Annotated in this window: 9 protein-coding genes; 7 read left to right on the forward strand and 2 right to left on the reverse strand. The window is 60.1% G+C overall.

The annotated features are described in order from the left end of the window. The first annotated feature begins 336 nt into the window (after positions 1-336). Both JMJ97_RS06955 and JMJ97_RS06960 read left to right on the forward strand, forming a co-directional pair. The gene (locus JMJ97_RS06955) at positions 337-2181 is read left to right on the forward strand and encodes a magnesium transporter (RefSeq protein WP_260699671.1); all 1845 of its coding nucleotides are present in this window, start codon (positions 337-339) and stop codon (positions 2179-2181) included. Positions 2182-2255: 74 nt separating this feature from the next. Further along, positions 2256-3452: an Nramp family divalent metal transporter gene (locus JMJ97_RS06960; RefSeq protein ID WP_260699703.1), complete on the forward strand. Its 1197-nt coding sequence runs from the start codon at positions 2256-2258 to the stop codon at positions 3450-3452. Positions 3453-3996: 544 nt separating this feature from the next. On the opposite strand, the gene JMJ97_RS06965 is transcribed toward JMJ97_RS06960, so the two are convergent. Continuing rightward, complete coding sequence (locus JMJ97_RS06965) at positions 3997-6213, reverse strand: acyltransferase family protein (RefSeq protein WP_260699672.1); 2217 nt, start codon at positions 6211-6213, stop codon at positions 3997-3999. A gap of 187 nt (positions 6214-6400) precedes the next feature. Here JMJ97_RS06965 and JMJ97_RS06970 point away from each other — a divergent pair, with 187 nt between their 5' ends. The 4 genes from JMJ97_RS06970 (at position 6401) to JMJ97_RS06985 (ending at position 9738) form a co-directional block, all read left to right on the forward strand. After that, positions 6401-7363 carry a ribokinase gene (locus JMJ97_RS06970; protein ID WP_260699673.1) on the forward strand — a complete coding sequence of 321 codons (963 nt, stop codon included), beginning with the start codon at positions 6401-6403 and terminating at the stop codon, positions 7361-7363. A gap of 30 nt (positions 7364-7393) precedes the next feature. Next, on the forward strand, positions 7394-8368 hold the full coding sequence (locus JMJ97_RS06975) for a nucleoside hydrolase (RefSeq protein WP_260699674.1): 975 nt from the start codon (positions 7394-7396) through the stop codon (positions 8366-8368). A 102-nt stretch (positions 8369-8470) separates the two neighbouring features. Then, positions 8471-8959, forward strand: a complete 489-nt coding sequence (locus tag JMJ97_RS06980) for an S-ribosylhomocysteine lyase (protein WP_117798872.1) — start codon at positions 8471-8473, stop codon at positions 8957-8959. Positions 8960-9093: 134 nt separating this feature from the next. Continuing rightward, positions 9094-9738 (forward strand): DUF4867 family protein, encoded by a 645-nt coding sequence (locus tag JMJ97_RS06985; RefSeq protein WP_260699675.1) that lies wholly within the window; start codon positions 9094-9096, stop codon positions 9736-9738. 196 nt (positions 9739-9934) lie between these two features. Here the strand turns inward: JMJ97_RS06985 and JMJ97_RS06990 are convergent, their stop codons facing one another. Continuing rightward, positions 9935-11041: an ATP-binding protein gene (locus JMJ97_RS06990; RefSeq protein ID WP_260699677.1), complete on the reverse strand. Its 1107-nt coding sequence runs from the start codon at positions 11039-11041 to the stop codon at positions 9935-9937. 465 nt (positions 11042-11506) lie between these two features. Here JMJ97_RS06990 and JMJ97_RS06995 point away from each other — a divergent pair, with 465 nt between their 5' ends. Next, positions 11507-12937 (forward strand): 6-phospho-beta-glucosidase, encoded by a 1431-nt coding sequence (locus JMJ97_RS06995; RefSeq protein ID WP_260699678.1) that lies wholly within the window; start codon positions 11507-11509, stop codon positions 12935-12937. Positions 12938-13126: the final 189 nt, after the last annotated feature.

Below are 13126 nucleotides of genomic sequence, written 5' to 3' on the forward strand. Positions count from 1 at the left end.
CAGGACTCAGCGCAACGCGTTGCGCTGAGTCCTGAGGCTGTTGCAATGAAAATGAGAATCAAGGTTTGGTATGCCTGCAATGTGCAGCGCATAAATTCGATGCCGCAGGGCGATGCTGATGCTATAGTTACTGCGGTTAATGAGGGTCAAGAGAAAGGTTACAGGTGAAATCCAAACCTCGACCATACAGTCGATGACCCCATGCAGGTGCTTTTTGCGCATGCACGGGGTGTAAGCGTCGAGCGGCGTGCCGCCCGCGCATGCGTATACATATCCAGAAGCCCCCGGACGTCGCACATGCGGCCGCGTCCGGAGGAATAATGATGGGGAGCACCATTGAATTATCTGAGTGAGATGCTCAAATTGCCGGTCTTGGACGTCGACGGCGAAAAGCTCGGCGTGGTGAACGATTTTGGTATTGCTACCGGCGAAGTTTTTCCGCACGTGACGTCGCTCGCGTTCCGCGGACCCGGCAAGACGCCGTTTATGATCAGCTGGCGCAAATGGGTCGACCGTATCGACGAGACGGGTGTACACCTTAAGACGTCGGCCACCGAAATCCGTTTTTCGTACCTGCAGCCGACCGAACTCTTGCTTGCCCGCGACGTGCTCAACAAGCAGATTGTCGACACGCAGGGCATGAAGGTCGTGCGCGTAAACGACATCAAGTTTTCCATGTCGGGCGAAAATCAGCTGCGCCTGCTGGGCGCCGAGGTCGGTGCCCGCGGTCTGCTACGCGCCATCAGCCCCGCGCTCGAGCATATCGTCGAAGGCTTTATGAAGCACCTGGGCAAGCCGCTCAGTGAGGACATCATCGCTTGGTCCTACATGGACCTGCTCGACCGCTCGACCAAGAACATTCAACTTTCGGTGTCGCACAAGACGCTCGGCGAGCTGCACCCTGCCGACATCGCCGATATTATCGAGCAGCTCGACCCGCGCCTACGTGCGCAGGTGTTTGCGCAGCTCGATACTGCCCAGGCCGCCGAGGCCATCTCGGAGTTCGATGACGACGAGCTTATGACCGAGATGCTCGAGGGCCTGTCCGACACGGACGCATCGTCGATGCTGGCCATGATGGACCCGGACGATGCAGCCGACCTGATCGACGAGCTCGATTACGAGAAGGCCGAGAAGCTCCTGCGCCTGATGGGCGTCAAGGAGGAGAAGGCGATTCGTAACCTGCTGGGGTATGAGGACAACACCGCCGGCCGCATCATGACCTCGGAGTTTGTCTCCCTGCCCGCCACGGCAACGGTCGGTGACGCCATCGAGGCGATTCGCGAGCTCGACGAGGACTTCGAGAGCGTCTACTACGTCTATACCGAGGATCCGAGCGGCATGCTGACCGGCGTGCTTTCGCTGCGCACGCTGATCGTAGCCGACCGCGACGCCACGCTGGGTCAGCTGGCCTATCGCGACCTGGTTTATGTGTCGCCCGACGAGGACCAGGAAGACGTGACGGACGAGATGACCAAGTACGACCTGGTTGCCATCCCTGTCTGCGACGAGAACCGTCATATCCTGGGTATCGTAACCTTCGATGACGCCATGGACGTTATCGCCGAGGAGCACCAGGAGGACCTGCAGATCGCCGGTGTCGGCTCGGGCGATAGCGCGTCGGACGACTCGACGAACGTGCTCAGCTGGTTCGCGCATCGTCAGTACTGGGTTGTTGTATGGGGCATCGCGTCGTGCATCATGGCGACCGTGCTGGGAACGGCGCTCGGCTCCGCGCATCTGGTGGTGTTCCCCATGTGCGCCATGCCGCTCGTGCTGCTGGCGGCCTCGCGCATGGTGTCGTTCGTCAAGAACTACTTCCTGGAGTATGACGGTCACGACGACGAGCCCAAGCCGTATCTGGGGTTCTTCTTCCAGAGCACGGGCATGGGCCTGATTCTGTCACTCGTGACCTACCTGTGCGCCCAGCTGGTGCGCACCGCTGCGTTCCCCGATGCGCCCATGTTTGAGGAGCAACTCTTTACCGGGTGCTTTAATATCGCTGCCATCATTTGCCTGGTTGGCAACATGAGCGCCGTGATTTACCTGATGGTGCTGTTCTGGCGTGACGAGCATGACCTCAACACGTCGGGCACCGCCATGAACGTTATTGCCGTCATGATCTCGTGCGTAGCGTACTGCGCCGCTGCGGTGCTGCTCACCATGTCGGTCATTGGTTAGGTGGTCGCGTGCAAAATACCAAGCAAAAGTCGGGCACCAAGCAAAAGTTGACCATCGCGGCCATCTTTGGCGCTATGGGTCCCGGTCTGTTGGCTGCGCTTTCGGGCAATGACGCCGGCGGCATTGCAACGTATTCCAGCGCGGGCGCCAGCTATGGCTATAAGATGCTCTGGATGCTTCCCGTCATGACTGTGCTGCTCATCGTGACGCAGGAGACCGCGGCGCGTTGTGGCTGCGTCACAGGCAAGGGCTTGGCCTCGCTCATCCGCGAGCGCTTTGGCGTGCGCAGGAGCGTGTTGGCCATGGCGGCGCTGTTGATCGCCAACACGGCTGTGACCATTTCGGAGTTTGCGGGCATCGCCAGCGGCCTTGCTCTCTTTGGCGTGCCGGCGAGCATCTCGGTGCCGTTGGTGGCGCTGCTGGTGTGGATGCTTACCATGTCGGGTAGTTTCCAGCGCATCGAGAAGATTTTGCTGCTGGTGAGCTGCGTGTTCGTGACCTATGTCGTCGCTGCATTTATGGCTGGCCCCAACTGGGGTGAGGTCGCGGTCGACTTGGTCGTGCCTAACATTCAAAATGACCCCAGCTACGTGTCGCTCGTGGTCGCAACGATCGGTACCACCATCGCGCCGTGGATGATCTTCTTGGCGCAGAACAACGTGGTCGATAAGAACGCGGGCGAGGACGATATCGTGCTGCAGCGCATCGATACCGTGAGCGGCTCGCTTGCCGCCGATGTCATTGCCGGCTTTATTATCATCACGACCGGTACGGTGTTGTTCCCGGCGGGTATTCAGATAAGCGATGCTGCCGATGCTGCCCGCGCGCTGGAGCCTATTGCGGGTCAGTGGTCCACGGTACTGTTTGCCTCGGGCCTGGTCGCGGCGAGCTTCTTGGCCGCCTGCGTGCTGCCGGGCGTTACGTCGAGCGCTATCTGCGAGGCATTTGGCTGGGAGCGCGGTGCCGACCGCAGCTGGGACGAGGCCCCGGTCTATCGCGGCATCATTACGGCCATCATCGGTATCTCTGCCGTGCTGGTGCTTATGCCCGGCGTCGATCTGTTCCAGATTATGATGACCTCGCAGGTCATCAATGGCGTGCTACTGCCCGTGGTTCTGGTGTTCCAGGTGGTTATTGCCGCTGACCGTCACATTATGGGCGCTAACCGCAACGGCCGCGTGTGGAACGTGCTTACTTGGGCGACTATCGCCGTGATTACGGTGCTGACAGTCGTTATGTTTGTGCTGCAAGCGATGGGCTACAGCGCTTAGCGCCTCTTTTGGACTCCAAACAGGCCGCCGCCATGGGCTGCGGCCTGTTTTTTGTCTGCTATAGGGTGTTAGTTATATAGCAATGGACAAAAAATGCCAAATATGAGTACTGTTGCTAAGTGAATAGCGTTTACATCTGAATAGATAATGAACATAACCATTAGTATGTTCACTAAAATTGGCTCCAATACGCCTTAAACCAGTCAGGTTGGCTGTCTTAGGGGGTTGTAGGGTTCGCTCGGACGTCATTTTGGGTGGTTTTGCCTGCTACTAAAATGGTAACAGTACTCATATTTGCCCTTTTTTGCCCACAGACCTTTGAGGGTGCGGCGAAAAGGGCTTGTTTTGATTGTTTGGGGCAGGCGCGAGGCGCGGAAACGATGTCTGGAGCGACGGAGCGGCCTGGAATTCATCCGTAGAGGTCTTCATTGGCTGCGCCAGGAGTGTCCCTAGGTACCGGCACATAAGGAACGTCCCTAACTGCCGGAGGGGGCGTCTGCCGTGGCAGACGCCCCCTCCGGATGTGGGAAGTTTGCGCTGCAGGTTACTTGTCGGTGCCCAGCTTGTGTGGCTTGATAGCGAGAGCATTGACGAGCGCGTCGGTGGCGGACTTGACGGCTGCCGGTTGCGGATCGTTGACGTGATCCTCGGGGTGTACGGGCAGGTCCTTCTTGACAGCATCGTGGATCAAGTTGAGGTACTCAGTCACGCCAGTGGTCGATAGGTGCGTGCCATCGCCATCGAACAGGTCGTTGCGGTTAGCACTGTATCCGTACCAATCGATAACGCGCACGTTCTTGTAGCGCGTAGCGGCGTTGGCGATGGCCTGGTTGGTAGAGCCAACCCACGGCTGCGGGCTGCGCGTGTTCACAAACACCACAATACGCCTATCTCCTGCATCGGCCATGATGGCGTCGATCTGGTCGTCGGTTACCAAGCCGTTGGTGCCCAGGGCAAAGACCACGATCTTGCCGGCAAGGTTCTGCTGGATATAGCCCTCAAATGTCGCGCGCCCCGCATCAAACTGGCGGCCCTTTTCGGCATCGATATGGCTGTGCGGGAACACGCCGTCAAAGGTGTCTACGGCACGCAGCGACATGGAGTCGCCGATCATAAGCAGATCGTAGGAGCCATCGGGGAAGCCGTCGTTGTCCTTGTCGGTGTCGTCGGCCGCCTGCTGGTCGGTGGGCGCGGTGTTTTTGGCTTCCTTGTTCAGAACTTCGGCGCCCTCGCCGCTCAGTGCGGAGGTCTCCGGCACAAAGATCAGACCGCCCAGCGCAACGACCAACACGACGGCGCAGGCTGCGCAGGCAGGGACGTGCGCGCGTGCCCAGTTGGCGGGCGTGGCGGTGCCGTCGCGGAACTCGGATACGGTGCGCCCAAAGGTGCCCTTCCTAAACGGCGTCTCGATAAAGCGATATGAGCATTCGGCCACGGCGACCACCAACAGCACCTGCAAAATGTACTGCCACCACGGTGTATCGTTGATGTTGGCGACCGGGTTCATGAGCAACAGCAGGGGATAGTGCCACAGGTAGATGCTGTACGAGCGCTTGCCAACCCACACGAGCGGTTCGGCGGCAAGGGCGCGCGCGACCATGCCCTGGGGCTGCACGCAGGCCGCGATGACCAAGAGCGTGAGGATCGAGCACAGCAGCGTGCCTCCGCGATACTGGAAGGCGGTGTAGCCGTTGGTGAGCGCGACCATGGCGGCAAGGCCAACCAGACCCACGACGCCCAACACATCGATGGATGCGGGCGAGGACCAAAAGCGCACGAGGGCGCTCGGCTGAACCGGGGTGGTCTCGGCTGCTTCGTCGGCCTTCTCGCCAGGCTTACCCTCGGCGTTCTTGCCGTGCTTGGCGGCGCCAGCCAGTCGATTGAGCCCCAAACGACGAGCGAGACGCACCGGCGCCAGGTCGCAATCGGGGATAAAGGCCATCCAGGCACCCAGCAGCAGCGAGAACACGCGGGTGTCGGTGCCGTAGTACACGCGGCTGGGGTCGGCGGCGGGGTTGTAAAGCACCATCATGGCTAGGGCAGATACCGCGGCAAGGCCCAGAACCACGCGGCGCGTGTTGGGCTTGCTCACATGCATGGATACCATGGCAAACAGCAGTGGCGGCCAAATCAGGTAGAACTGTTCCTCGATGGCAAGCGACCAAAAGTGCGTGAGCGGCGAGGGGTCGCCCAGAGCATTGAAGTACGAGACGTTTTGGGCAATCTGCCACCAGTTGTTGAAGAACAGCAGTGACGGCAGGATGTCGGGGCGCATCTTGGTGAGCATCACGTGGTTAAAGAGAGTGCACAGCGCGCAGGTTACCACCACGACGGTCACCACGGCGGGGACCAGGCGACGGATGCGGCGAATCCAGAAGCTCTTGAGGTCGATGCGTCCGGTCTTAGCGACTTCGTTGAGCAGCAAGCGCGTGATCAGATAGCCCGAAAGCACAAAGAAGATCGTTACGCCAAGCAGGCCGCCCTGAGCCCACGTGAGGTTAAGGTGATAGAGCACCACTGTGACGACGGCGAGCGTACGCAGACCGTCAAGGGCAGGGATGTAGCGGGATTTGGGGCGAGCAGGCGTCTGCTCCGCGGCGGGAGTGTTGGCGCGGCCCGCGTTGTTGGCAGAAGCACGATGGGGGCTCGCGGTGCGTCGCGGCTCGTTGGCACGGCGTTCGTCCTTCACGCGTTCGTGCGACGCCGGCTCGTTGCCCGTGCGGCGTCGACCGCGCGGGCCCGATTGCGAGAATTGTTCCATAAAACATCATCCAATGACGAGAATAATCAGCACGTATTCATTGTAGCTGCCTGCTCCTGTGAATGCTTGCTGCTGGCGCAAGCTCAAGCGCGCGTCCACATCAAAGTGAACTAAAGTTATAGGGGGCGCGAGAGTGCACGATCGACGGCCGACGGTGGGCATAAGGCCCGCAGATGAGGAGGTTTCCATGGCAGATCGCGGCATCGTTGCGGTGTTCGGCAGCATGAACATGGACCTTTCGGTGGCGTGCGAGCGCATACCACGTGCGGGCGAGACGGTCGGCGGCAGCGGGTTTATCACTAACGCCGGCGGCAAGGGCGCCAATCAGGCCGTAGCTGCCGCGCGTATGGGCGCGTGCACGCACATGATCGGCGCGGTCGGTCGCGACGCGTTCGGCGCGTCGCTCGTGGCGGGGCTCCAAGACGCCGGCGCGGACTGTGACTTTGTAGTGCATCGCGATGACGTGGAGACGGGAACGGCGACCATCATTCGCTGCGAGGGCGACAACCGCATCATACTGTCACCGGGCGCCAACCATGCGCTTGCGGGCGCGGACGTTGCCTGCGCGTTGAGGCGTCTGGTGGCCCATGAACTCGACGGCGACGCCAGCGAGATTGCCCCGGCTGCCGGAAGCGTCTTTATCGCCCAGGGCGAATGTGACCTTGCGGCGACGGCCGAGGCGCTTGTTTGCGCTCACGAGCTGGGGTTCTATACGGTCTTTAATCCAGCGCCCGCCTGCGAGCTGCCTGCGGAGGTCTGGTCTGCGGTCGACTTGGTCTGCCCCAACGAGACCGAGTGCCAGGTGCTGACGGGTATCCTGCCCAAGGACGATGAGAGCTGCGTCGCCGCGCTCAAAGCCCTGCTTGCCAAAGGCGCCGGCGCCGCGGTCATCACGTTGGGCGGTGCCGGCTCGGTTACGCTCGGCGATGACGGTGAGCTGCTGCGCATGCCGGCGCTTTCGAGCGCGGTAGTCGATACCACGGCCGCCGGCGATACGTTTATCGGCGCGTTGGCGGCGGCTCGCCTAGAGGGCTTGCCGCTCTTTGAGTGCATGGCCGCGGGTGCTCGCGCCTCGGCAGTGACGGTGTCGCGCCTGGGCGCTCAGCAATCGATTCCCACGCGCGCCGAAGTTGAACATTGGTTTGGTTAAACGATAAAGACGGAGAAGCGGAGTAGAACAATGGCAATCAAGAAGCTGATCCTTGATCTGGATATGGGTGTTGACGATGCGATGGCGCTGGCCTATGCCATCGCGAGCCCCGAGGTGGAGCTCGTGGGCATCACCACGTGCTTTGGTAACGTGCGCGTCGAGCAATCGGCGCACAATTGCCTGGCGGTGCTCGATCTGCTGGGTCGCCCCGAGGTTCCGGTGTACCTGGGTGCCGACCGTCCTCTGCAGGCGACTGAGCCCTATACGCCGCCGGCGTCCACCGTGCTCATTCACGGCAAGAACGGCATCGGCGGCGCAAGCGTGCCCGCCTCTCCGTACGAGCCGGTGGGCGCGACGTCGGCCGATGGCAATGCGGCGGTCGATTACCTGATTGATGCCGCGCGCACCTATGGTCCCGATCTGGTCTACGTAGCGACTGGCCCGCTCTCCAACCTGGCGCTCGCCCTGGAGCGCGATGCGGCGGCGATGATGTCCATCGGCCGCGTGGTCGTGATGGGCGGCGCCCTTACCGTGCCCGGCAACGTGAGTGCGGGTGCCGAGGCCAATATGGCGAGCGACCCCGAGGCAGCCGACGCGGTGCTGCGCTCGGGCCGTAAGCTCACCATGGTGGGTCTGGACGTGACGCATCGCGTGGTGCTCACACGCCGCGACATTGCCGGCTGGACGGGCTCGGGCACTATGGCGGGCTGCGCATTTGCGAGCATGGTCGAGCACTACATTGGCTCGTACGAGATGAACGCACCCTACCTGGGTGGTTGTGCACTGCACGATCCGCTGGCCGTTGCCGTGGCGATCGACCCCACGCTCGTAGGTGCGCTCGGCTGCAACCTGCGTGTTGATCTGCTGGGCGAGTACCGCGGTCGCACCATCTGCGATGAGCGTCGCCTGTCCGATCCGGACAAGAGCGCGCTTGTGGCACTGACCGTGGATGCTCCGCGCTTCCTGTCCGAGTTCAAGACACGTATGGCCCGTGTCCTTGGCTAAGTTGTCTTTTTGGGACGGGGCTTTTTTGACTGGTATGATTGGTGCGACCATTCGAACCAGCTAAAAGAGCCCGTCCCAAATTGACTACCGAGAGGATCTGCCATGGAGCGCATCGCGAGTTTTTCCGTTGACCATCTGCTGCTTGAGCCCGGCGTGTATGTGAGCCGCATCGACCGCGATCCGGCGACCGGTGCTGCCGTCACCACGTTTGACCTGCGCCTGACCACGCCCAACAAGGAGCCGGTCATGAACACCGCCGAGTGCCACACCATTGAGCACCTGGGCGCGACGTTCCTTCGCAATCATGCCGAGTGGTCGAGCCGCATTGTCTACTTTGGCCCCATGGGCTGCCGCACGGGCTTTTACCTCGTCGTATTTGGCGAGGTGACGAGCGAGGAGATCCTGCCGCTCGTGCGTGAGCTGTTCGAGTTTGTCGCCGACTTTGAGGGCGATGTCCCCGGTGCCGCACCTGAGGAGTGCGGCAACTACCTGGACCAGAACCTTCCCATGGCTAACTGGCTCGCGCGCCGCTATCTCGACCGTGACCTGGCCGATATCGATGAGAAGCACCTGCATTATCAGCAGGCGTAAGTCCCTCGCAGGAATAGCGTTTGTACTAGAAGCGCTCCCGCTCTTTGCGGAGCGCTTTTTTATGCCGAGTGCTCAAAACAGAACAAGATTGTTCTAGAATGTTCATACTGTCACACAAACGAACAGGAGCGAACATGCATATCTACTCTGTCTCTGATCCCGAGTTCAAGTCCTATGGCAACGTTTGGGATAACGTTCCGTCCGAGCTTACGTCGCCCGTGCTCGAGGCACTTGCCTCCACGCCCATCCCCGAGGGCAGCAAGTATGTGGCCTCTGCGCCCGAGCTCGAGGGCGTCAAGGATGCCGACAAGCTTGGCTTTCTCATGTTTGGTGGCCGTCCCTTCCAGCTCGGCTGGTGCAACGGCCACAACACGCGTCTCAACTGTCTGGAGTACCACCGCGCCAGTGAATTCAACCTGGGCGCTCGCGACTTTATCCTGCTTGTGGCGCATCGCTGGGAGATCGAGGACGGCAAGCTCGACACCGCGTGCGTCAAGGCGTTCCGCGTGCCGGCGGGCAAGGTTGTCGAGGTTTTCAACACCACGCTCCACTACACGCCGTGCATGGTCGACGACGGTGGCTTCCAGGTGATGGTGGCGCTTCCCGCCGGCACCAACGGCCCGCGCCCCGAGGCCGCAGCCGACATGCCTGCCACCGGTGACAGCTACTGCTACTGGAAGGCCGACAAGTGGGTCCTCTGCCACGCCGACAGCCCCAAGGCTGCCGAGGGCGGCTACGTAGGCCTCATCGGCAAAAACCTCGACATCGCCTGCGACTAGAATCTTCTGTCTCGATCTGTAACATCTAGCGGGCTAAATCGTCTCTACTTGTTACAGATTTAGACAAACCGTAGGGGACAGACCGAACAATCTCAATCTGTAACACCAGGCCCGGTTTTGGCGACCTACTTGTTACAGATCGAGACAAACGGGCCCAAACCACCACAAAGGTGCCTGTCCCCATTGCGGTGGCTGCCTAGAGTTGGCTGCGCAGATAGTCAGCCATATATGGAACGGCGAAACGCACGTAACCGCGGCGCGCCTGTTCGATTACGCCGGCGTCGATGAGGCGCCGGCGATACTTTTGCGCATAGTCGGGTGTGACTGACATACGTTTCGCTACATCGGAAATGCGCGAAACGGCGTCTTCGTCATCAGTCATTGCGTCGAGAAACGCGACGTCTTGGTCCGATAGCGCGGCGAGCGTCGTTTCACAAACATCGTTTTCGAAATCGGCTTTTGACGCTTCGATAGCTCCGTCGACTTGCTCTGGCGTTACGTGTTCTCCTGTCTTGCAGCGATTGCCGATGTTATAGCCGATGAGCTGCAGCATATAGGGCGAGCCTTGGGTTGCGCGAGCGGCACGGAGGCGAAGATCGCCTGGAATATCAAGGTCGAGCTCTTCGAAAGCACGCTGATAATAGGCATCGACATCTCCGACTGAAAGCGGTTCGAGCGTGACCTTGCGAGCGCGGTTGAGAAATGTCAGCACGCGGTCATTGAGCGTTGCACAGACGGCTCCCGGGAGACCTGCCATAACAAGCGCGACGTTGAGTCCCTCACCGACCAGCTCTTGATAGGCGGTGACGAGCTGTCTGATCTCAGGTGAATTAGCTTGGAGCTCATCGATAAGGATGAGGATGCCGTGCCCCTGCTCGGTCAGCTTGCGCGCCAGCTGCGTGAGTTTGAACTGGAAACTCTTGGTCTCCTGCACATCGCGTGTGAACTCGAGACCGGCTGAGAAGCCGAAGACGCTCAAGCTACCGCCAGAAAGTTTGGGGAGATGACGCTTGCTGACATAAGGCTCGCCTGCTTCTTGGATTTTTTCAACAATGCGCTCAAGCATATCTTCGGAGGCTACGGTGGGTGTGGCGACAACAAAACCGAGCTTGCGTGCGCGGTCGGCAAGTTCCCACAGAAGAACCGTCTTGCCGCCGCCTCGCTGGCCGAGCATGAGCATGGCTCGGTCTCGATTGCCCGGCTCCTGCTCAAGACCGGAGATGAATGTCGAAATCACGTTCCCGCGACCCACCAGATAGGACGGGCGATTTCCAAATGAGGGGGAGAAGATGGTTTCAGTCATAAGTCTCCTTTCCTTTTTTTCCTATTTTTTCCTTTCTTTCCTATTCAGTCAAATGAATTGCTGAGCGAAGGCGGTTACGTAGGCCTCGTCGGCAAAACCTCGACATCGCCTGCGACTAGAATCTTCTGTCTCGATCTGTAACATCTAGCGGGCTAAATCGTCTCTACTTGTTACAGATTTAGACAAACCGTAGGGGACAGACCGAACAATCTCAATCTGTAACACCAGGCCCGGTTTTGGCGACCTACTTGTTACAGATCGAGACAAACCGCCCCCAACCACCACAAAGGTGCCTGTCCCCTTTGTGGTGGATTGGGCGGGCGGGTATCAAAAAGTGTCAGATGGGGGCGGCTGTCGAGCGCCCGCGTGCGAAAAGAAGTGTCGACCTGCGCCGCTGTCGTTGAGCGAGGCCCTATTTGCGGGGATACTGAAACCACGACAAGCAGCGTGCGAAAGGATTGATGTATGGCTTTCCGTAATGACTTCCTGTGGGGCGGCGCGACGGCTGCCAACCAGTGCGAGGGTGCCTACGACGTGGACGGACGCGGCCTGGCCAACGTGGACGTGGCTCCGCACGGCCCCGAGCGCTATGCGGTGGTCTCTGGCAAGCGCAAGATGCTCGACTTCGAGGACGGCTATTACTATCCCGCGCAGACCGGCATCGATTTCTATCACCACTACAAGGAGGACATCGCCCTCTTTGCCGAGATGGGCTTTAAGACCTTCCGCATGAGTCTGGCGTGGACCCGCATCTTCCCCAACGGTGACGAAACCGAGCCCAACGAGGCTGGCCTGGCCTTCTACGAGGACGTATTCCGCGAGTGTCAGGCGCACGGCATCGAGCCACTCGTTACCATCACGCACTTCGACTGCCCGATTCACCTCATCAAGGAGTACGGCGGCTGGCGCAACCGCAAGCTCATCGACTTCTACAAGAACCTCGCGACCACGATCTTTACCCGCTACAAGGGCCTGGTGAAGTACTGGCTCACCTTTAACGAGATCAATATGATCTTGCACCTGCCGTTTATGGGTGCCGGTCTGGTCTTTGAGGAGGGCGAGAACAAGGAGGCCGTCGAGTACCTGGCCGCCCACAACGAGCTCGTCGCCAGCGCTTGGGCAACCAAGATTGCCCACGAGATCGACCCCGAGGTCAAGATCGGCTGCATGCTCGCCGCAGGTAGCTACTACCCCTACAGCTGCCGTCCGGGCGATGTGCGCCAGGCGCAGCTCGACAACCAGGACAACTACTTCTTCGTCGACGTCCAGAGCCGCGGCTACTACCCGGCCTATGCCGTCAAGAAGCTCGAGCGCCTGGGCATCGATGTGGGCATGACGGACGAGGACCGCGAGATCCTGGCCACCAACACCGTCGACTTCATCAGCTTTAGCTATTACAGCACCCGTTGCTCCGCCGGTGCCGACAACCCCGATGTCGAGCGCACCCAGGGCAACGCCTTCGCCGGCGCCAAGAACCCCTACCTGCAGGAGAGCCAGTGGGGCTGGGCCATCGATCCGCTGGGCTTCCGTATTACGCTCAACGATCTGTACGACCGTTATCAGAAGCCGCTGTTTGTGGTCGAGAACGGCCTGGGCGCCAAGGATGTTGTCGAGGAGGACGGCTCCATCAACGATGACTACCGCATCGACTACCTGCGCCAGCATATCGCCGCGATGCGTGATGCGGTGACCGAGGACGGCGTTGACCTGCTGGGCTACACCACCTGGGGCCCGATCGACCTGGTGTCTGCCGGCACAGGCGAGATGTCCAAGCGCTACGGCTTTATCTATGTCGACCGCGATGATGCGGGCAACGGCACCCTCAAGCGTTCCAAGAAGAAGAGCTTCGACTGGTACAAGAAGGTTATTGCTTCTAATGGTGAGGACCTGTCCTAAGGAAGTTGAGACACTCAACTTCAGAGTCTCCTAACCAAGGCGCCCGGCGAGTAGTTAATGCTCTCCGGGTGCGTTCGCATCGGGATGCCCATCAAGGAAGCGGCGTCGCGCGCGTCCCTTCTGGTCCATGCGGATCAAAACCGCGGCATGATGCGGACGGCTGGGGTCAAATTTGGAGCATTTCGAGCT

Source organism: Collinsella aerofaciens (assembly GCF_025289055.1).
In the GTDB taxonomy this organism is placed as follows: Bacteria; Actinomycetota; Coriobacteriia; order Coriobacteriales; family Coriobacteriaceae; genus Collinsella.

Excerpts from the sequence above, each read along its gene's own strand:
- JMJ97_RS06960 (WP_260699703.1), top strand. The coding sequence starts at position 2,256 with ATGGGTCCCGGTCTGTTGGCTGCGCTTTCGGGCAATGACGCCGGCGGC.
- JMJ97_RS06985 (WP_260699675.1), top strand. The coding sequence starts at position 9,094 with ATGCATATCTACTCTGTCTCTGATCCCGAGTTCAAGTCCTATGGCAAC.
- JMJ97_RS06970 (WP_260699673.1), top strand. The coding sequence starts at position 6,401 with ATGGCAGATCGCGGCATCGTTGCGGTGTTCGGCAGCATGAACATGGAC.
- JMJ97_RS06995 (WP_260699678.1), top strand. The coding sequence starts at position 11,507 with ATGGCTTTCCGTAATGACTTCCTGTGGGGCGGCGCGACGGCTGCCAAC.
- JMJ97_RS06980 (WP_117798872.1), top strand. The coding sequence starts at position 8,471 with ATGGAGCGCATCGCGAGTTTTTCCGTTGACCATCTGCTGCTTGAGCCC.
- JMJ97_RS06990 (WP_260699677.1), bottom strand. The coding sequence starts at position 11,041 with ATGACTGAAACCATCTTCTCCCCCTCATTTGGAAATCGCCCGTCCTAT.
- JMJ97_RS06975 (WP_260699674.1), top strand. The coding sequence starts at position 7,394 with ATGGCAATCAAGAAGCTGATCCTTGATCTGGATATGGGTGTTGACGAT.
- JMJ97_RS06965 (WP_260699672.1), bottom strand. The coding sequence starts at position 6,213 with ATGGAACAATTCTCGCAATCGGGCCCGCGCGGTCGACGCCGCACGGGC.